A 20,079-nucleotide genomic window follows, 5' to 3' on the forward strand; every position below is an offset into this window, starting at 1 on the left:
CGGGCCATCGGCCGCGCGATGCCTCGCCGGCCCTTCTCCCTGCCACTCGTACCACCGGACCGCTCGCACCGGCGCCGGACCGGTCTCCGCGGCCACCGGCACCATCTGCCGGACACCCGGGCCGCTCCCCCGGTCACTTCAGCCAGGCCGACAGCGCGTCCTCGCACCGGCCGAGCTGGGCCACCGGAACGTACTCCCCCGCGGTGTGCGCCAGGGAGGGGTCGCCCGGTCCGAAGTTCAGGGCGGGGACGCCGAGTCCGGTGAACCGGGCCACGTCGGTCCAGCCCAGCTTGGGGCGCGGCTCGGCGCCGAGGAGGCCGACCAGCGAGGCGACCGCCGGCCGGTCCAGACCCGGCAGGGCCCCCGGCACGACCTCGGTGACCACGAACTCGTACTCCTCGGGCGGGAACTGGTCCGCCGGGAAGAGCCCGCGCACGTACTCCTCGGCCTCCTCCGGCGAACGGCTGGGTGCGAAGCGGGCGTTGAGGGAGATCTCGCAGACGTCGGGGACGACGTTCCCGGCCACCCCCGCGCGTACGGAGACGGCGCTCAGCCCTTCCCGGTACTCCAGCCCGTCGATGACGACCCGCTCCGGCGTGTGGTCGGCGAGGCGCTGGAGCACGGCGGCGGCCCGGTGCGCGGCATTGGCCCCCATCCAGGCCCGGGCCGTGTGGGCGCGGGCGCCCCGTACGGTGATGTCGGCGCACAGGACCCCCTGGCAGCCCGCCTCCACGCCCGCGTCGGACGGCTCCATCAGGATCGCGAGGCCGGCGTCGAGCAGCAGTTCCGGCCGCTCCGTGGCGATGTGGTGCAGCCCGTTGCGGTCGCCCGCGACCTCCTCGCACTCGTAGAAGACGTACGTGACGTCACGGGAGGGTGCGGTGAGTGCCGCCGCCAGACGCAGGGCCACGGCGACACCGCCCTTCATGTCGCAGGCGCCCAGGCCGTACAGCCGCTCGCCGTCGAGGCGGGCGGGGAGGTTGTCCGCGGCGGGCACGGTGTCCAGGTGGCCGGCGAGGATCACCCGCTCGGGGCGGCCGAGTGCGGTTCGGGCGACGACGGAGTGGCCGATCCGTTCGACGCTCAGGTGGGGCAGGGCCCGCAGGGCCGCCTCCACGGCGTCCGCGAGGGGTCCCTCCTCCCCGCTCTCGGAAGGGATGTCGACGAGTGCGCGGGTCAGCCCGACGGCATCGGCGGTGAGATCGAGGGCCTGCGTCACGACTGCTCCTCCTTCGGGGCGCCGAGCGCGGAGTGCTTCATCCCGTACAGCCAGTACACCGCGAGCCCGACGGCCATCCACACACCGAACGTGATCCAGGTGTCCGTGCCGAGGCTGAAGAGCATGTACACGCAGCAGATCACACCGAGCACCGGGACCAGCGGCGACAGCGGCACCCGGAAGCTGCGGGGCGCGTCGGGGCTGCGGCGGCGCAGCAGGATGACGGCGACGTTGACCAGGGCGAACGCGAACAGGGTGCCGATGCTGGTGGCGTCGGCGAGGCTTCCCAGGGGGACGAGGGCGGCGAGCACGGCGATGAAGGAGGAGACGATCACCGTGTTGGCGCGCGGCACCCCGCTCTTGCGGTGCACCCGGGAGAAGACGGGCGGCACGAGGCCGTCGCGTGACATGGCGAACAGGATGCGGATCTGCCCGTACTGGACGGTGAGCACGACGCTCGTGGTCGCCACGACGGCACCGATCGACAGCAGGATCGGCCAGAGGCTGCCGCCGCCCACGGCCTGCACGAGGACCTGGCTGAGCGTGGCCTCGGTCCCTTCGAAGTCACGCCACGGCATCGCGCCGAGCGCGGCCACGGCGACCAGCACGTACAGGAGGGTGACCAGGACGAGGGAGAGGATGATCGCCCGCGGCAGGTCACGCTGCGGGTTCTTCGCCTCCTCGCCCGCCGTCGACGCGGCGTCGAAGCCGATGTACGAGAAGAAGAGCGAGGCCGCGCCCGCGCTCATCCCGGCGGCGCCGAGCGGGAACAGCGGCTGGAAGTTGCCCGCGCGGAACGCGGTGAAGGCGACGGCGCAGAACATCACCAGGGCGGCCACCTTCACGCCGACCATGACGACGTTGGCAAGGGCGCTCTCCTTGGCACCGCGCAGCAGGACCACCATGGAGAGGAGGACGATGACCGCGGCCGGGATGTTGAGGACGCCTCCGGCTCCGGGCGGTGCGCTGAGGGTGTCGGGCAGGGTGACGCCGAGGACCAGGTCGAGCAGTTCGTTCACGTACTGTCCCCAGCCCACGGCGACGGCCGCGACCGAGACCCCGTACTCCAGGATGAGACACCAGCCGCACACCCAGGCGACGAGTTCGCCGAGCGTGGCGTACGCGTAGCTGTAGGAGGACCCGGAGCGGGGGATCATGCCCGCGAGTTCGGCGTACGACAGGGCCGAGAAGAGCGCCGTGACCCCGGCGAGGACGAACGACACGATGATCGCCGGCCCGGCCTCGGGCACCGCCTCGCCGAGGACGACGAAGATGCCGGTGCCGAGCGTGGCGCCGACGGACAGCAGGGTCAGCTGCCACATGCCCATCGTGCGCCGCAGCCCGCTGCCGGGCGGTGCCGCGCCCGAGACGTCCTGCCGTCTCGTCAGCTTCTGCGTCAGGCCGCCCTTCGGGCCTTCGCCCGGACGCCTCTGGACCGTCTCCACGGCACCGCTCCCCTCGCCACGCACTGGTTGTCGCCCCGATGATGCTGAGTGGCGCCCGCGCGAGGGTGGGAACATTCGCCAGAATGCACCGAAGCCTTTTGGCCATTCGGCCAAAAGGCTTCGGCGGGCGTGGGGAGGCCCGTGCCGGGCGCCCTCGCCGCGGGCCCTCTCATTCCCGCGCGAGGACCGCTTCCAGGCGGACGGTGTCGGAGCGCGTCCAGCCCGGGGGCCCGGCGACGGCGGCCCAGGCCGCGACCGGCAGGGTGCCGAAGCGGTGGCCGTACCCGTCCGGAACCGAGTCGGCCACCGCGAGATCGCAGGTCACCTGCCAGAAGGTGACCAGGGGGTACCAGCGCATCCCCGGGGAGACGTCCGGCGCCTTGGGCCCCACGAGCCATCCGGGCCTGGAGGTGAGCAGCCCCGGGGACCACCAGGAGACCGGGTCCGAACCGTTCTGCAGATAGAGGACACGGGGCGTCGTCCACGCGGTGGGGGGCCGTTCCAGATCGTCCGCCCGGCGGGCGAAGCGCACGGTCCGCCCCTGCTCGTGGACGGGCAGCCAGAGCGGAGTGCCGGGGTCGCGGTCCTCCCCGAGCCGCTCCCACATCGGGTTGCGCAGTGTGGGCCCGACCAGCAGGGCGCCCTGGCTGCGGGCGGTCATGGCGGCGAGCCGGCCGTCGAAGGCGCCTTCGGTGGCGTACGAGCCGAGGGATTCCCCCGACACCAGCAGCTTCGGGCGGCTGCCTGCGGGCAGCGCCGCCCAGTGCGCGTGCACGGCGTCGAACAGGGCGGCGCCCGCCTCGGCGGCCTCGCTCTCGGTCAGGAACGAGATCCAGCTCGGCAGGAAGGAGTACTGGAGGCTCACCAGCGCGCTGTCACCGCCGTACATGTACTCCAGCGGCTTGGCGAGGCTCTCGTTGACCCATCCGCTGCCGGTCGTGCCGAACACCACCAGCACCTCGCGCCGGAACGCGCCGGTGCGCTCCAGCTCCCGTACGGCGAGCTCCGCACGGCCCCGCAGGGTGGAGGACGCCTCCAGCCCCACGTACACCCGGATCGGGTTCGCCGCCGCGCCACCGGTGAACGCCGCGATCTCGGCCCGGGTGGGGGCCTGGCCGACGAAGTCCCTCCCGTTCCGGCCCAGGGAGGACCAGCTCTCCAGCGAGGCCGGGCTGCCGGAGAGGGTCGACAGCGAGGGGCGGACGATCCCCTCGCTGGTCGACCCGTTCGTCAGCGAGGCACTGCTCTCCGCGAGGTTCAGCAGTCCGCGCAGCAGGAAGCCCTGGAGGACGCCCACCACCACGACCGTGGCCAGCGCGACGGCGCCGGCCACGGCCCAGGGGCGCGGGACCACCAGCCCCATCACGTGCGCCAGGGCGCGCGTGCCCAGCCGGACCGACCGGGCCACCCCGACGAGCAGGGCGCACAGCAGCAGCGCGGCGAAGGGGACCAGGAGCCACTGCCACCAGACGATGCCGGGCTCCATGCCGACCGCGCGGCGCACATCCGCCTGCCAGTGGACGCTGCGCGCCGTCACCACCACGACGCCCGCCACCCCGAGGGGCACGAGCACCAGCCGGGCCCACCGGAGCGCCGTCGCGCCCGGGCGCAGCCCGCACCGCCGCGCCGCCCAGCCGACGAACGCCCCGGCCCCGTACCCGGCCGCCGCCGTGACCCCCGCCGCCAGCGACTGGATCCACCAGGAGCGAGGGATGAGCGAGGGCGTGAACGAGGCCATGTAGAACAGGACCGCCACCAGGAGGCCGGCCGCCCCCGGCGGGCGCCGCACCACGGCGGACCGCTCCGTGCGCCGCGCGCCCCGGCGGGCTCCGGGGCGGCCCCGGCCGGGGTCCTGCCGGGTGGCTCCGCCACTTCCCGTCATGGGGCCTCCCGGATTCGACATCGGCCGCGGCCGTTCCAGAGGCACGCTAGGCGCAGGAACGCGCGCGCACCCGGCGACACCCTGCGACGAACCCTGGACGCCCGCCACGAGTTGTGCGGCCGGTGCTCCGCGCCGAAGGTGGTCTTCCGGGCCCCGGCGCCAGGAGAGCTCCGGCCGTCCGCGCCGGAGGACGAGGTACGGAGACGGCATGAGCGAAGGGCGTCGACTGTCCCTGAACGCCGCGATCACGCTGACCGTCGCCGTGCTGGTCGCCACCAACCTCGTGAACCGCCGCCTCCTCCAGGGCTGGGGCCTGGTCGTCTCACCGGTCGTCACCGCGGTCCTGCTGGGCGTGTGGAAGTGGTCCGGCGGCTCCTGGCCCGGCGCCGGGCTCGGCAGGGGCACCTGGGCGGCGGGGGCGCGCTGGGCGGCCGTCCTGATCGGTCTGGTGGGGCTGGTCTATCTGGTGGGCGGGCTCCTGCCCGCCACCCGGGACCTCTTCGCCGATCAGCGCAACGAGGGTCTGTCCGGCGCCCAGGTCGCCGAACGCATGCTGGTACAGGTCCCGGTCGGCACGGTCCTGCTGGAGGAGGTCGCGTTCCGCGGGGTGCTCTACGGTCTGCTCGTACGGGCCCGGGGCACCGTCACCGCCACCGTCGTCTCCTCCGTCCTCTTCGGCCTCTGGCACGTCCTGCCCTCACTGCACCTGGCCACGGACAAGCCCGCGCTCTCGGGCCTCTTCGGCACCTCGGACGCCGGGACCCTCGCCGCCACGGTCGCCGCCACCGCCGGGGCGGTGCTCTTCACCGGGGCGTCCGGCGTCGTCTTCTGCGAGCTGCGCCGCCGCAGCGGCAGCCTGCTCGCCCCGATGGGCCTGCACTGGGCGACCAACGCGCTCGGCTACCTCGCCGGGTTCATCCTGCGCTGACCGCCCGTACGGGGAGACGTACGTCACATCCGTGCAGTGTCACATCCCGGGGCGGGCGTTCCGTCCCAGTGGTGCAAGCAACGACGACGGCACAGGAGTGCACCATGAACGCTCGCTTGAACCTCTTCGGCAGCCCTCTCTCCGGCCAGTTCCTGAGGCACATCAACTCGGCGGGCAAGGTGCTCTCGGACTCGGGGCTGCCGGCCGCGACGCAGGAGCTGGTGAAGATCCGCGCGAGCCAGATCAACGGCTGCGGATTCTGCACCGACATGCACACCAAGGACGCCGCCAAGGCCGGTGAGACCCCGACGCGCCTGAATCTGGTCGCGGTCTGGCGCGAGGCCAGCGTGTTCACCGACGCCGAGCGCGCGGCCCTCGAACTGACGGAGCAGGGCACCCGGATCGCCGACGCCGCCGGTGGCGTCACGGACGAGGTCTGGGCCGAAGCCGCCGAGCACTACGACGAGGACCAGCTCGCCGCCCTGATCGGCCTCATCGCACTGATCAACGCCTACAACCGCATGAACGTCATCGTCCAGCAGCCCGCGGGCGACTACCAGCCCGGCCAGTTCGGCTGAGGACACGGCAGCCCGGCTCCCAGGGCGTGCGGTCCGTGGACCGCGTGACCCTGGGAGCCGCGTCCGCCGGCCGCACCCCGCGACGGCCGGCCGCCGCGTTCGCCGGCCGAATGGCCGCACCGGGCGCGGACCGAGGGGCTCGGCGGCGAGGAGGTCCGGGCCCTTTTCCGGCCATCCTTCGAGGCCACGTACCCCTCGGAGGCCGAGAGCTGACCGGGAGGCCGCTTTCCTCTCCCCCGTCCGAAGGGTTCACTGGCCTGACGGGTGGTGATCTCGACGAGGGGCGGCGATGGGCCAGATCGTTCTGCCGGTGTTCCACATGCCGTTCCGGAGCGCGGGGTGCAATCCGGGCATGGCGGAGGCGGGGAGGGCCGCCTGGCGCTGGGCCGGGGAGCACGCTCTCGGCCTGTCGCCGTCCGTCCGTACGCGCATGCTCAGGGCCCGCCCGGAGCTGCGGACCTCGCTCCTGTTCCCCGAGGCCCCGCAGGCCCGTCTCGACCTCTTCAGCCAGTGGCTCTTCTGGGCGTACCTGGTCGACGACGAGTTCGACGACGGGCCGGCCGGCCATGATCCGGACGTGTGCGGCAAGGCGATCGGCAGGCTGGTCGAGGTCTTCCAGGGGGCCGGGCCGCGCAGCCCCATGGAGCACGCGCTCGTCGACCTGCGGGAGCGGACCTTCCCAGGCCGGTCGCCGCTGTGGACCGGGCGGTTCGGGCGGCACACCGTCCGCTGGCTATGGACGCACTACGCCGAGGCCGTCGAGCGGGCAGCCGGACAGCTGCCGGGCCGGGCGGACTTCGTGAGGCACCGCAGGGACTCGGGAGCGATGCGGGCGTTCCTGGACCTGCACGAGATCGCCGACGGCCCGGAGCTCCCGCAGCCGGCGCGCGCCCTGCCCGCGTACGCCGCCCTGCGCGACGCGGTCACCGACCACTCGGGGCTGTGCAACGACATCTGCTCCGTCGAGAAGGAGGCCGTCGTCGGGTACGCGCACAACGCCGTCCGCCTGGTCCACCGGGACCGCGGCTACACGCTCCAGCAGGCCGTGAACGAGGCCGGCATCCAGCTGTCCCGCATCGCCGAACGCCTCCAGCGCGCCGAGAAGGAGCTGGCCACGCAGATCGGGGCCGCAGGGATCGAGGGCCCGGCACGGGCGGCGCTGGAGCGCTGCGCCCGGGACTACCGGGGCCTGGTGCGGGGCGACTTCGACTACCACGCGCGCGCGGAGCGCTACACGCGTCCGGACCTGGTCGAGGTCGACCGGCGGGAGACCCTGTCCGGCTGGTTCACCGGCTGACCCGGCCCGGCGCGGGCTCCGGGCGGGACCTCGGGCGTCGACGATTGTGACCGGTCCGAGTCCTGGGAACTGGCAACGGGCGCGGCGCATGAGCGAAGATCGGACGGAACCCCGGTGCCCCCCACCGCCGGGCACATCCTGCTCACTGCCGCCACGGCAGTCATACATCCTCGGGGACCACGTGCGAGTGAAGCGAAGAATATGGGCCACGGCTGCCGTCGCGACGACGGCCGTGGCGGGTGTCCTGGTGTTCGAGGGGGTCACCGGCACCTCCGACGTACCCGACGACCTCGGCTCCTCGTCGGGCCCGGCACAGACCGAAGTGCACCGGTCCGCGCTGAAGGTGTCGAAGGACGGGGCGAGCGCCACCCTGCGACAGGACGACTCCGAACCGTTCAGCATGCTCGGCGTCACCTGGACCGACCCGTCGGCGAAGATCACCGGCACGGTCGAGGCCCGTACGCGGTCGGTGCCGAGCGGTGACTGGTCGGCCTGGCTGCCCATCGACACCGAGGTGGACGGGCGTACCGAAGCCGGGCGCCCCGGCACCCGGGGCACCACCGAGCCCCGCTGGGTCGGGCTCTCCGACGGCGTCGAGGTGCGCGTGACTTCCGGGGGCGGCACCTCCGCCGGGCTTCCCGCCGGCCTGCGGCTCGACACCGTGGACCCGGGCCGGGCGGGCTCCGCGCCCATCGCGTACGCCGTGGACGCCACCGACGAGCCGACCGCCGAGCCGACGGACACCACGACGGAGTCCGCCTCCCCGTCCGCCGAACCCACCGAAGCGCCCACGGAGGAGACCACGCCGCCGGCGACGGAGGAGCCGGGCACCAGCGCCCCGGTGGACCCGTCACCGACCACGGACCCCGGCAGCGCCTCGCCTCCGGCACCCTCCGAGTCGCCGTCCGCGACCGCCGAGCCGACCGCGACGCTGCCCCCGCCGCTGCCGTCCACGGCGCCGAAGCCCCCGATCGTCTCCCGGGCCGGCTGGAACGCGGACGAGTCGCTCAACGACGAGTCCCCCGACTACATGGACACGGTCAAGGCCGTGTTCGTGCACCACACCGCGCAGACGAACACCTACTCCTGCGCCGACTCGGCGGCGATCGTCCGGGGGCTGCACGCCTACCACGTGCAGTCGAACGGCTGGAAGGACCTCGGCTACAACTTCATCGTCGACAAGTGCGGCACGGTCTTCGAGGGCCGCAAGGGCGGCGTGGACCGCGCCGTGCTCGGCGCGCACACCTACGGCTTCAACCGCGAGACGGCGGGCATCGCCGTCATCGGGCTGTACACCGACTCGGCGGCCGCGACCGCCGCGACGACGGCGGTGGCCAGGGTCGCCGCGTGGAAGCTCGGCCAGTACGGCGTCAGCCCTTCGGGCACGGCCACGCTGACGGCGGGCGCCAACGGCACCAACCACGCAGGGAAGGCGTTCACCGGGGGGACGGCGTACCCGTTCGCCGCCGTCTCCGGGCACCGTGACGGCTACAACACCGAGTGCCCCGGCACCAAGCTGTACGCCCAGCTGCCCACGATCCGCGGCTACGCGGCCGGGCCCGTCACGGGTCTCGCGGTCAAGTCGGTGACCGGGGCCGTGCTTTCGGGCACGTCGTACTACACGAAGGCGGACATCACCGTCGGCTGGTCGGCGACCACACCCGCCGTGCTCGTCACGAAGTACGAGCTGCTGGTGGACGGAAAGCCGGTCGCCACCGCGCCGGGCAGCGCCACCTCCGCCAAGGCCACCCTGGCCGTCGGCACCCACAAGGTGCAGGTGCGGGCGACCCACCAGTCGGGTAAGACCTCCGTGTCCGCGGCGGCCACCGTCGTGGCCGACAGGACCGCGCCGGCCTTCTCCACGAAGCCCAACCTCTCGCTGCGCACCGGCACGGTCAGCACGACGGCCGTCCCGCTGACCCTGAAGTGGAAGGCGTCCGACGCGGTGCAGCTGCGGGACGTGCGCCTGACCGCGCCGGTCGCCAGGACCTACGGTCCGACGGTCACGAGCGCGTCGCACACGGCGAAGTCCGCCGTCGCGACGACCTGGAAGATGACCGCTTACGACCGGGCGGGCAACAGCCTGGCCGCCTCCGTCGCCGGTACGCCCGTCATCCTCCAGGAGACCTCGGCCACGAAGAGCGGCACCTGGTCCTCGCGGTCCTCGTCCAGCTATCTCGGCGGCAAGTCGTATTCGAGCGGCACCAGGAACGCCGCCCTGACGTGGACGTTCACCGGCCGCTCGGCGGCGTGGGTGGTGTCCAGGGCGTCGACGTCCGGTCAGGCGTACGTCTACGTGGACGGGGTCAAGGCGGCGACGGTGGACCTGAAGTCCTCCACCACCAAGTACCGCCAGGCGATCTGGACGAAGTCCTGGTCGGCATCCGCCAAGCACACCGTCAAGATCGTGGTGGTGGGTACGAGCGGCAGGCCCACCGTCACCACCGACGGCCTGGTCTACATCAAGTAGCCGGGCCTCCCCGCCCGGACCGGCACCTGCCGGTCCGGGCGCGGGTCAGGCCTTGTTCTGCGAGGCCCAGAACTCGTCGAAGGTGAGCTCGCCGTCACCGTTGGCGTCGTGGGCGTTGATGACGGCCTGCGCCACGGTCTCGGTGACGTAGGGGTCACCGAGCTGAGCCATGGCGCTCTTGTACTCGGCCGCGGTTATGCTGCCGTCGCTGTTCTGGTCGAAGCGCTCGAATGCCTTGCGTGCCGACTCGATGTCCGCCACTGTTCCGCCCCTTCGTTGTGCGTTGTTGACGGAGGTCAGATTATCCGGCGGCCCGGACGGCCAAGGCATCGCTCCGCCCTCCGTGAAGCCCGCCCGCCGGGGCGGCGCCGGTGCGCGGGGACGCGGGCGTCAGGTCAGCAGCTCCGAGGCGGTCACCGCGCGCATGCGGCGCCGGCCGATCTCGGCCAGGAGCGGGGGCAGCGCGGGGCGGGGGCCGCGGCCGGGTGGGGGACACCTCACGCAGTGATCGATGAATCACCGAGCGAATGTGATGAATGTGCAAAGAATGCCAGGTAAGTGACCCATCGCACCTATGATTGCGAAGGCGAATGGGAGCATTTATCCGGTTTTGCCCGTTATGGGGCTTTGGCTCCTCGGTCGCCTGTCTGCCATAGTCGGTGGCACGACCTCCTCCGACCCGAGCCAGGTCCCCTGTGCGGCCGTGGACACACCCCCCATTCCACGGCCCCCTCAGAAGCCCCCGATGCGGCCCCCACCCTGGCCGGCCCGGGGGCTTCTGCGTGTCAGCGGTCGGAGGTGCGCATCTCGAACCAGGTGGTCTTGCCGCGCGGTAAGAGATCCACGCCCCAGCGGTCGGAGAGCTTGTCGACGAGGAAGAGCCCCCGCCCGCTGACGTCCATCTCCCGGACCGGCATCAGGCAGGGCAGCCCGCGCGAGGGGTCGCGCACCTCGATCCGGACCCAGCCCCTGCGCCGCAGCATCCGCAGACCGAAGACCCGCGCCCCGGTGTGCCGCACCGCGTTGCCGACGAGCTCGGAGACCAGCAGCACCCCGTGCTCGGCCGTCTGCGCGGGCAGCTGCCACTGACGCAGCATCACGCACGAGGTGATCCGGCGCGCGGTGGCGGCGGACTCCGGGCGGGACGGCAGACGGACTTCGTCCTCCGTCGGATTCCCGAACAACTCCAGCGCCTTGAACGCCTGTTCGTCATCGCCGGCAGTAATCCAGCGTGCCGCCGTCGCGCTGCTGCGCGGTCGCGGCTGCTCCACACCCTCCAGGCCCGCCATGCTCACCATCATGGCCGTACAGAACGCTCTCCGTGACCGTTCCGACGGAATCCCCTACCCGGAACCAGTCATTCCGGGTTGGTTCCCTGGCATATGCCGGGGGCAGAAAGAGGGTCCTTGCACCCACTGCCACCTGCGACGACATGAATGGATCGAGTAATTGCACCAGCGGAACGGACGCCGGGCCTTAAGGTTTCCTTAAGGTCCAGCTAATCCGCCCGCATGGATGAACCTGCGCGCCCTTGTACGTAACTCACTTTCGGTCAGAGGAATGTGGCCTTGCCCGGCCCCTCCTCCACGAAGCTCCGCATGCCCCGCTCCCGGTCCTCGGTGGCGAACAGGCCGGCGAACCAGTTGCGCTCGATCGTCAGCCCGGTGTCGATGTCCGTCTCCAGGCCCGCGTCCACGGACTCCTTGGCGGCCCGCAGCGCGAGCGCCGGTCCCCCGGCCAGCCGGGCGGCCCAGGCGCGGGCCTGCTCGTAGACCTCGGCGGCGGGCACCACACGGTCGACCAGGCCGATCGCCAGGGCCTCGTCGGCCTTCACCTGACGGCCCGTGAAGATGAGGTCCTTGGCCCTGGACGGGCCGACGAGCCGGGCGAGGCGCTGGGTGCCCCCGGCTCCGGGGATCAGCCCGAGCAGGATCTCCGGCTGGCCGAGCTTCGCGTTGTCCCCCGCGATCCTGAAGTCGGCGCAGAGCGCGAGCTCGCAGCCGCCGCCCAGGGCGTAGCCGGTGACCGCGGCGACCACCGGCTTCGGGATGCGTGCCACGGCGGTGAAGGACTCCTGGAGCGCCCTGGAGCGCACGACCATCGCCGTGTGGTCCATCGCCTGCATCTCCTTGATGTCCGCTCCCGCCGCGAACACCTTCTCGCCGCCGTAGAGGATCACCGCGCGCACGTCGTCGCGCCGGCCCGCCTCCTCGGCGAGCTCGCGCAGCCGGTCCTGGACGGCGACGTCCAGGGCGTTCATCGGAGGCCGGTCCAGGCGGATCGTGCCGACGTTGTCGCTTACTTCGAGGGTTACGGTCATGGTGAGCAGGTTAACCGTCGCTAACGGCGACGGGCCCGGTGCCGTTGGTCACAGCCCCGGGCCCGTCCCCCGCGTACGGGAGGGGATCTACTTGATCCACTCCGCCCAGTCCATGTTCCAGCCGTTGAGGCCGTTGTCCGGCTGGATCACCTTGTCCTTGGAGTTCTTGACGATCACGACGTCGCCGATCAGGGAGTTGTCGAAGAGCCACGCGGCGGGCGTCTTGCTGTCCCAGCCGCCGCGCACGTCCCGCAGACCGACGCAGCCGTGGCTGGTGTTGGTCGTGCCGAAGATGCCCGACGCGCCCCAGTAGTTGCCGTGGATGAAGGTACCCGAGGTCGACAGGCGCATCGCGTGCGGCACGTCCTTGATGTCGTACTCGCCGCCGAAGCCGACGGTGTCACCGTTCATCCGGGTCACCTTGAGCTTCTCGCTGATGACCATCTGGCCGTTGTAGGTGGTGGTGGCCGGCGCACCCGCGGAGATCGGGATGTCCTTGATCTGCTTGCCGTCGCGGACCACCTTCATGCGGTGGGAGCTCGCGTCGACCGTGGAGACCTGGCTGCGGCCGATGGTGAAGCTCACCGTCTTGGCCTGCTTGCCGTAGACCCCCGGGCGCCCCTCGACGCCGTCGAGGTCCAGACGCAGGGTCACCTTCGTGCCGGCCGCCCAGTACTTCTCGGGGCGGAAGTCGAGGCGGTCGTTGCCGAACCAGTGGGGCTCGATCCGCACGGCGGGCTCCGCCGTCACGCTGATCGCCTTCTCCACGGCGGCCGGGTCGGTGATGCCGCGGGTGAAGTGGATCGAGACCGGCATGCCGACACCGACGGTCGAGCCGTCCTCGGGCGTGTACTGGCCGATGAAGGTGTTCTGCGGGACCAGCGTGGTGAAGCTGGTGTCCTTGGCCGACTGGCGGCCCTTGTCGTCCTTGGCGACCGCGTGCACGGTGTACTTGGTCGCGGCGGCCAGGTGGCGGTCGGGCACCCAGCTCAGGCCGTCCTCGGCTATCTTGCCCTCGACCGCCTTGCCCTTGGGGTCGGCCACCTTCACCGTGCTCAGCTTGCCCTTGGCCGCCGTGACCTTGAGCGCCCCGCTGGTGGCCACGTCGTCGGCGCCGTCCTTCGGCGCGATGGTCACCACCGCCTGCGAGGCGCTGGTGTCGGCGGGCTTCGCGCTCCCCTTCCCGCCCTTGCCGTCCGCGTCGCCGGCGGCCGCGTTACCGCCGCAGGCGGTCACCAGCAACAGCAGCACACCCACGACCGGTGCGAGGAGTCCGGGGGTGCCGCGCCGCCCGCGCCGTCCCCCGCTCGTGCCGGCCCGCTCCCCCGATATCGGCTGCCCGTTCAATGTGGTCGTCTCCCCTCGCACGGCCTGGCCCCGCCATGGCCCGCACCCCCGCGCGCTGTACATGCACGCTCCGCGCAAGATAATCACACCGCGCGTGAGGAAGAGTTCCCCGGAATGTCACTGTTCCGTCCCAAGTCGTCCCACGGGCACCCCGGGTGGTCCCGGAGAGCGTTCCTCCGGGACCCGCGCAGGTCGGACCGGGGGTCAGCGCAGGGCGGAACCCGCCTTCCACCGGGGCCAGTCGAGGTTCCAGCCGCCGAGGCCGTTGTCCGGGGCGACGGTCTTGTCAGCGGAGTTGACCACCTCGACGACGTCGCCGATGAGCGTCCGCTCGAAGAACCATCCGGCCGGGGTGCCGGAGCTTCCGCCCTTCACGTCACGCAGCCCGATGCAGCCGTGGCTGGTGTTCTCGGACCCGAAGACGTCCGGGTCCTCCCAGTAGTTGCCGTGCAGGAAGGTGCCGGACTTGGTCAGCCGGATGGCGTGCGGCACGTCCTTGATGTCGTACTCGCCGCCGAAGCCGACGGTGTCACCGTTCATCCGGGTCACGTCGTGCAGCTCGGAGACCACCATCTTCCCGTTGTACGTGGTCCTCTTCTCGGCTCCCGCCGAGATCGGCACGGTGCTGACGAGCTCACCGTCGCGCCGTACCTCCATGGTGTGCGCGGCGGCGTCCACCAGTGACGTCTGGGAGCGCCCGACGCGGAAGGTCACCTTCTTGCGCTGGCTTCCGTAGACCCCGGGGGCGCCCTCCACGTCGCGCAGGCCCACCTCGACGGTGACCTCGGTGCCCGGCTCCCAGTAGGTGGCGGGGCGGAAGTCGAGCCGGTCCGCGCCGAACCAGTGGCCGACCACCTCCACCTCGGGTTCCGTGGTGATCCTGATGGCCTTCTCCACCGCGGCACGCTTGGTGACCGGCCGGTTGAAATCGAAGGAGACGATCATGCCGGTGCCCACCGTGGAGCGGTTCTCCGGCTTGAAGTACCCGATGAAGCGGTCCTTGGGTACCAGGGTGGTGAAGGTGGTGCTGCGGGCCGTGCGGTGGCCGTCGCCGTCGACCGCGACGGCCTCGACGGTGTACTTCCCGGCCAGCCCGAGCCGGTACCCGCCGTCCCGGGGGGCCCACGACCGGCCGTCCTGTGCGATCCGGCCCGGCACCTCCTGGTGTTCCGCGTCCTCGATCCGTGTGACCTTCACCCGTTCGAGCCGTCCGTCGGGAACGGTCACGCCCAGCCGGGTGCCGGCGCCCACGTTCTCGGCGCCGTCCTCGGGGACGATCCGGATCGCGTCCCCGGGTGCGCGGTCGTCCCCGAAGAACGACGTCGTCCCGGTGCAGCCCGTCAGTACGGCGAGCACGGTGAACAGTCCTGCCCATGTCAGCACGGCGGCCGAACCCGCCCGTGCTCTCTTCGCTACGTGGTTCACGCTCCCCCAACGATGCCGTCGCCCGGGGGAAACGTGAGTGCGGGGCCCGCCGTGGGCAGAACAGAGGGGGAGGACCACACCAGGAAGGCCGCGGCCGGGACGCCGTACGCCCTCTCTCCGGGTACCGGTCCGAAGAGCCGCAGGAGGCCGAGAGGTGTCGAGCACAGCCGAGCAGGAGGAAGCGCCACGCACCGCGGGGCGGGTGGGGGCGTCCGGACCGGCCCCCGGGAACGATTCCGGCAGACCACCCGTATGGCCGGGTGCACCGATGCCGCTGGGTGCCCGCTTCCGGGTCGGCCCGGACGGTGTGGCCGGCACCAACTTCGCCCTCTGGGCGGGCGGGGCCGAGGCCGTCGAGCTCTGTCTCTTCGACGAGCACGGTGCCGAGACCCGGCTCCCGCTGACCGAACTCACCCATGAGATCTGGCACGGCTTCGTCCCCGGCGTACGCCCGGGGCAGCGGTACGGCTACCGCGTGCACGGCCGCTGGGACCCCTGGACCGGCGCCCGCTGGAACGCGGCGAAGCTGCTCCTCGACCCGTACGCCCGCGCGGTGGACGGGTCGTTCACCCTGCCGCCCGAGGTGTACGGCCATATGAGGGACTGGCCCGACCAGCACGTCGCGGACACCGTGCGCGACGACCGCGACTCGGCGCCCTTCGTGCCCAAGGCGGTCGTCGTCCATGACGACGACGACTGGGCCGAGGACCGCAGGCCCAAGACGCCGTGGGCGGACTCGGTCATCTACGAGCTGCATGTGCGCGGCTTCACCAAGCTCCACCCGGACATCCCCCCGGAGCTGCGGGGCACCTACGCCGGGCTCGCCCATCCCGCGGCCATCGGCCATCTCCGGCGCCTCGGGGTGACGGCCGTCGAGCTGCTCCCGGTCCACCAGTTCGCCCACGAGGACCATCTGCTCAGGCGCGGGCTGCGCAACTACTGGGGCTACAACTCCATCGGCTACTTCGCCCCGCACGCCGGCTACGCCGCGAGCGGCACGGCGGGGGCGCAGGTCGGCGAGTTCAAGCAGATGGTGCGCGCCCTGCACGACGCCGGGATCGAGGTGATCCTCGACGTGGTCTACAACCACACCGCCGAGGCCGGCGAGCTCGGCCCGATGCTGTCCCTGCGCGGCATCGACAACCGGGGCTACTACCGCCTCCAGCCGGACGCCCGCCGCTACGCGGACTACACGGGCTGCGGCAACACCCTGCACGTGGTGCAGCCGCAGGTGCTGAGGCTGATCACGGACTCGCTGCGCTACTGGGTGACGGAGATGGGTGTCGACGGCTTCCGCTTCGACCTGGCGGCGGCGCTCGCCCGCTCCATGCACGACGTCGACATGCTCTCCCCCTTCCTCGCGGTGATCGCCCAGGACCCGGTGCTGCGCAGGGTCAAGCTGATCGCCGAGCCGTGGGACGTGGGCAACGGCGGCTACCAGGTGGGCGCGTTCCCGCCGCTGTGGACCGAGTGGAACGACCGCTACCGCGACGCCGTGCGCGACTTCTGGCGCGGCGCGCTGCCGGACGTACGCGACATCGGCTACCGGCTCACGGGGTCGAGCGATCTGTACGCCTGGGGCGGCAGGCGCCCGTACGCCTCCGTCAACTTCGTCACGGCGCACGACGGTTTCACCCTGCGCGACCTGGTCAGTTACGAGCACAAGCACAACGAGGCCAACGGCGAGGGCAACCGCGACGGCACCGACGACAACCGCTCCTGGAACGGTGGCGCCGAGGGCGAGACCGACGACCCGGACGTCAACGCCCTGCGCCGCAGGCAGCTGCGCAACCTCCTGACCACACTGCTCCTGTCGACCGGCGTGCCGATGCTGGTGGCGGGCGACGAGATGGGCCGTACGCAGGGCGGCAACAACAACGCCTACTGCCAGGACAACGAGGTCAGCTGGCTGGACTGGTCGCTCCTGGAGGACCCCGGGTGGCGGGAGCTGACCGAGCTGACCTCGCGGGTGCTGGCGCTGCGCCACCGCCACCCGGTGCTGCGGCGCCGCGCGTTCTTCGCCGGGACCCCGCAGGCCCCGGACGGTCTGCGGGACCTGGCGTGGTTCACCTCGCAGGGCGCGGAGATGACCGAGGGCGACTGGTACGCCCCCGCGGCGACCCTCGGCCTCTATCTGTCGGGGCGCGACATCCCGGGGCGTGACGCCCGGGGCGGGCAGATCACCGACGACAGCTTCCTGGCGGTCCTGCACGCGGACCACCGGCCCTGCGACTTCCGGCTGCCGGGCCCGCCCTGGGCCCAGTCCTACGAGCTGGTGCTGGACACCTCGCGCGAGGACCAGTCCCAGGCGCCGGGCAGCGTCCACCAGGGCGGTACGACGCTCACGGTGCCCGGAAGGTCGGTGCTGCTGCTGCGTGTGACGGGGTGACGGGGCGGCCGGGGGCTCAGCCGAGGATGCCGCGCTGGTAGGCCACGGCGACGGCCGCCGCGCGGTCCTTCGCGCCGAGCTTGGCGAAGACATGGGTGAGGTGGGTCTTCACCGTCGCCTCGCTGATGAAGAGTTCGGCGGCGATCTCGCGGTTGGAGGTCCCCCGGGCGACGAGTCCGAGCACCTCGCGCTCGCGCGCCGACAGCGGCTCATGGCCCGGCACCGGGGTGCGCACCCGCGAGACGAGGCGTGAGGCGACGGCGGGCGACAGCACGGTGCGGCCGTCGGCCGCCGCGCGTACGGCGGTGAAGAGCTCGTCGCGGGGCGCGTCCTTGAGCAGATATCCGGTCGCGCCCGCCTCGATGGCGGGCAGGGTGTCGGAGTCGGTGTCGTACGTGGTGAGGACGAGCACCCTGGACCGAGCGCCGAGCCTGGCGAGTTCGGCGATGGCGGCCACTCCCCCGCCGCCCGGCATCCGCAGGTCCATCAGGACGACGTCGGGGTCGAGCCGGGTCGTGAGCTCAACGGCGGCGACGCCGTCCGCGGCCTCGCCCAGCACCTCGAACCCGGGCGCCGCCGCGAACATCCCGCGCAGACCGTCCCGTACGACCGGGTGGTCGTCGACGAGGAGCAGGGTGATGACGCGCGCGCTTCCGGTGGCCTCAGTCATGTCCGGGCCAGGTTACTGCCCGTCAGGCGCGCCGGACCAGCGGCACCCGGGCGGAGACGGCCGTGCCCAGGCCGGGTTCCGACTCCACCTCGACCGTGCCCGCGATCCGTTCGGCCCGGGCCCGCATCCCGCCGAGCCCGAAGCCGCCCCTGCCGCTGTGCGGGGGAAGGGCGGCCGGGTCGAAGCCGCGGCCGTCGTCGCGGATGTCCAGGGTGATCTCGTCGCCCATGTACGAGAGGGTGACGCCCGCCCGGGCGGCGTCCGCGTGCCGCGCGGCGTTGGCGAGGGCCTCCTCGGCGATACGGAGCAGGGTGGCGCCGACCTCGTCGTGGAGCGGCTCGACGGTGCCGGTGACGGTGAACTCCGCCCGGACTCCGGTGCGTTCGGCCCAGCCGGCGGCCGTCTTCTTCAGCGCGCCGGGCAGGTCGTCGTGCTCCAGGGCGGCGGGCACCAGGTTGTGGACCGAGCGGCGGGCCTCGCCGAGGCTGTGCCGGGCGAGCGCCGCCGCCCGGTCGAGGTGGTCGCGGGCCCGGACGGGGTCGGCGGTGGAGGTGTGGGCCTGGAGCTGGGCGATGATCCCTGTCAGGCCCTGGGCGAGGGTGTCGTGGATCTCGGCGGCGAGGCGGCGGCGCTCGTCGGCGACCCCCGCCTCCCTCGCCTGGAGCAGGAGCTGGGCCTGGAGGGCGGCGTTCTCGGCGAGGGCCTCCTCCAGCCGGGTGTTGGCGCGTTCCAGCTCGGAGATGGTCTCCGTCTGCCGCTCGGTCCGCTCCGCCTCCCGGGCGCTGATGTTGCCGAAGAGGAGGGCGAGGGAGAAGTGCAGGACGAACAGGGCGCCGAAGGCCGCCCAGTTGGCGGGTGAGGCGGGCGGCATGCCGCTGCCGGACTGGGAACCGGCCATCGTGACGGCGGTGCAGAGCAGGCCCACGCGGAAGAGGCGTTTCGGCAGCAGCTCCCCGACGTCGAAGTAGCCCATGATCGCGTAGATGGAGAAGAACGGGTTGACCCAGCACAGGGCGAAGGCGGTCAGGGTCCGCAGCAGGTAGTAGACCTGCCCGGCCGGCGTCCGCGGGGCGAGCCCGGGAGCGGTCCGGTCCCACCACAGCTGGAGGGCGCAGGCCACGGCGACGAGGGCCGCCGCCGCGTACTTCTCTCCGCCGGTCATCCCGATGAGATCGGCGGAGAGGACGGCCATCAGGACCGCGATGCCGAGCAGGGTGAACGGGCCGTACCTGAAGAACGCCTGCCAGCGCTGTTCGACCGTCATGCCACCGCTCATCGTGCCCCTCCCCGTCCCGGCCCCAGTCTCCCCCTCCGCGGCGCCGGGGTCACTCCCAGCGGAAGAGCCGGGTCGATCCGAGACCCAGCGCCGCCGTCCACACCACCATGACCGCGAGGTGCGTCCAGTCCGGCCAGCTGCCCGACGCCGCCTGGTCGAGCGCCTGGGACGCCGCACCGAGCGGGGTGAACTCCACGATCGTGCGCAGCAGGCCGGGCATGGTCTGGACGGGCACCCAGACCCCGGCGGTGAACATCATCAGCAGGTACACCACGGAGCCGACGGCGGTCGCGATCTTGGCGGTCCTGGACAGCGCGCAGATGGTTGCGCCCAGGGCCAGGACGCAGACCACCGACAGGACCAGGGCCAGCAGATAGCCGGGCGCCTGCTCCGGCAGCAGTACGCCGAAGGCGATCCTCCCCACGGCGACGACGAGCAGGGCGGAGCCCAGGGAGGCGGCCCCATGCAGCACGATCTGCGCGGCGAGCAGGGCGGACGGGCGTACGGGGGTCGCCGGCATCCTGCGCAGGATGCCGCGTTCGCGGTAGCCGGTGAGGACGGGCGGCATGGCCTGGAGTCCGGCCATGATCATGGAGAGCAGCACGGCGACGGGCACGTACAGGTCGATGACGCTGCGCCCGCCGAGGGCCTCGTCGTCCTCCCGGAAGGAGGGGATGAGGCCGAGGATCGTCAGGAGGACGGCGGGGAATCCCAGGATCCAGAAAAGGCTGCCCGGTTCCCGGAGGAAGAGGCGGGCCTCGGCCCTGAGTACGGCGGTGAGCGGGCCCGCCGCCCTGGTGGACGGGGCCGGGGTCGCTGTGGTCGTGGTCATC

The 20,079-nt window shown here is 72.2% G+C and carries 16 protein-coding genes; 5 read left to right on the forward strand and 11 right to left on the reverse strand.

The window, feature by feature from the left end:
• Positions 1-133: 133 nt before the first annotated feature.
• The 3 genes from dapE to ACWCQM_RS01570 form a co-directional block, all read right to left on the reverse strand.
• On the reverse strand, positions 134-1,219 hold the full coding sequence (dapE, locus tag ACWCQM_RS01560; RefSeq protein WP_450913365.1) for a succinyl-diaminopimelate desuccinylase: 1,086 nt from the start codon (positions 1,217-1,219) through the stop codon (positions 134-136).
• Positions 1,216-2,739, reverse strand: a complete 1,524-nt coding sequence (locus tag ACWCQM_RS01565) for an amino acid permease (protein ID WP_450913366.1) — start codon at positions 2,737-2,739, stop codon at positions 1,216-1,218. Before ACWCQM_RS01565 ends, dapE begins: the two co-directional genes overlap by 4 nt.
• 94 nt (positions 2,740-2,833) lie before the next feature.
• On the reverse strand, positions 2,834-4,546 hold the full coding sequence (locus ACWCQM_RS01570; RefSeq protein WP_450913367.1) for an alpha/beta hydrolase: 1,713 nt from the start codon (positions 4,544-4,546) through the stop codon (positions 2,834-2,836).
• Positions 4,547-4,754: 208 nt separating this feature from the next.
• On the opposite strand from ACWCQM_RS01570, the gene ACWCQM_RS01575 reads away from it, so the two are divergent.
• The 4 genes from ACWCQM_RS01575 to ACWCQM_RS01590 all read left to right on the forward strand — a co-directional run bounded on the left by ACWCQM_RS01575 (position 4,755) and on the right by ACWCQM_RS01590 (position 9,819).
• Positions 4,755-5,474 carry a CPBP family intramembrane glutamic endopeptidase gene (locus ACWCQM_RS01575; protein ID WP_450913368.1) on the forward strand — a complete coding sequence of 240 codons (720 nt, stop codon included), beginning with the start codon at positions 4,755-4,757 and terminating at the stop codon, positions 5,472-5,474.
• Between the two features lie 104 nt (positions 5,475-5,578).
• Positions 5,579-6,052, forward strand: a complete 474-nt coding sequence (locus tag ACWCQM_RS01580; RefSeq protein WP_450913369.1) for a carboxymuconolactone decarboxylase family protein — start codon at positions 5,579-5,581, stop codon at positions 6,050-6,052.
• A gap of 289 nt (positions 6,053-6,341) precedes the next feature.
• Positions 6,342-7,349 carry a terpene synthase family protein gene (locus tag ACWCQM_RS01585; protein WP_450913370.1) on the forward strand — a complete coding sequence of 336 codons (1,008 nt, stop codon included), beginning with the start codon at positions 6,342-6,344 and terminating at the stop codon, positions 7,347-7,349.
• A gap of 181 nt (positions 7,350-7,530) precedes the next feature.
• Positions 7,531-9,819: an N-acetylmuramoyl-L-alanine amidase gene (locus ACWCQM_RS01590; RefSeq protein ID WP_450913371.1), complete on the forward strand. Its 2,289-nt coding sequence runs from the start codon at positions 7,531-7,533 to the stop codon at positions 9,817-9,819.
• 45 nt (positions 9,820-9,864) lie between these two features.
• On the opposite strand, the gene ACWCQM_RS01595 is transcribed toward ACWCQM_RS01590, so the two are convergent.
• The 5 genes from ACWCQM_RS01595 to ACWCQM_RS01615 form a co-directional block, all read right to left on the reverse strand.
• Complete coding sequence (locus tag ACWCQM_RS01595; protein WP_329233029.1) at positions 9,865-10,080, reverse strand: EF-hand domain-containing protein; 216 nt, start codon at positions 10,078-10,080, stop codon at positions 9,865-9,867.
• 524 nt (positions 10,081-10,604) lie between these two features.
• Positions 10,605-11,120: an ATP-binding protein gene (locus ACWCQM_RS01600; protein ID WP_450913372.1), complete on the reverse strand. Its 516-nt coding sequence runs from the start codon at positions 11,118-11,120 to the stop codon at positions 10,605-10,607.
• Between the two features lie 251 nt (positions 11,121-11,371).
• Positions 11,372-12,139, reverse strand: a complete 768-nt coding sequence (locus ACWCQM_RS01605) for an enoyl-CoA hydratase/isomerase family protein (RefSeq protein WP_450913373.1) — start codon at positions 12,137-12,139, stop codon at positions 11,372-11,374.
• Positions 12,140-12,226: 87 nt separating this feature from the next.
• A complete protein-coding gene (locus ACWCQM_RS01610) occupies positions 12,227-13,486 on the reverse strand; it encodes a L,D-transpeptidase (RefSeq protein ID WP_450913374.1) in 1,260 nt (419 codons plus the stop codon).
• Between the two features lie 204 nt (positions 13,487-13,690).
• The gene (locus ACWCQM_RS01615) at positions 13,691-14,911 is read right to left on the reverse strand and encodes an Ig-like domain-containing protein (protein WP_450913375.1); all 1,221 of its coding nucleotides are present in this window, start codon (positions 14,909-14,911) and stop codon (positions 13,691-13,693) included.
• 268 nt (positions 14,912-15,179) lie between these two features.
• Here ACWCQM_RS01615 and glgX point away from each other — a divergent pair, with 268 nt between their 5' ends.
• A complete protein-coding gene (glgX, locus tag ACWCQM_RS01620) occupies positions 15,180-17,300 on the forward strand; it encodes a glycogen debranching protein GlgX (RefSeq protein ID WP_450913376.1) in 2,121 nt (706 codons plus the stop codon).
• A gap of 16 nt (positions 17,301-17,316) precedes the next feature.
• Here glgX and ACWCQM_RS01625 read toward each other — a convergent pair whose 3' ends face one another.
• The 3 genes from ACWCQM_RS01625 to ACWCQM_RS01635 are packed head-to-tail and all read right to left on the reverse strand — an operon-like array spanning position 17,317 to position 20,078.
• Positions 17,317-17,970, reverse strand: coding sequence for a response regulator (locus ACWCQM_RS01625; RefSeq protein WP_450913377.1), 654 nt, complete (start codon positions 17,968-17,970; stop codon positions 17,317-17,319).
• A 22-nt stretch (positions 17,971-17,992) separates the two neighbouring features.
• A complete protein-coding gene (locus tag ACWCQM_RS01630; protein ID WP_450913378.1) occupies positions 17,993-19,246 on the reverse strand; it encodes a sensor histidine kinase in 1,254 nt (417 codons plus the stop codon).
• 49 nt (positions 19,247-19,295) lie between these two features.
• Positions 19,296-20,078 carry an ABC transporter permease gene (locus ACWCQM_RS01635; protein WP_450913379.1) on the reverse strand — a complete coding sequence of 261 codons (783 nt, stop codon included), beginning with the start codon at positions 20,076-20,078 and terminating at the stop codon, positions 19,296-19,298.
• Position 20,079 lies beyond the last annotated feature (1 nt).

Source organism: Streptomyces sp. NPDC002125, assembly GCF_053593715.1.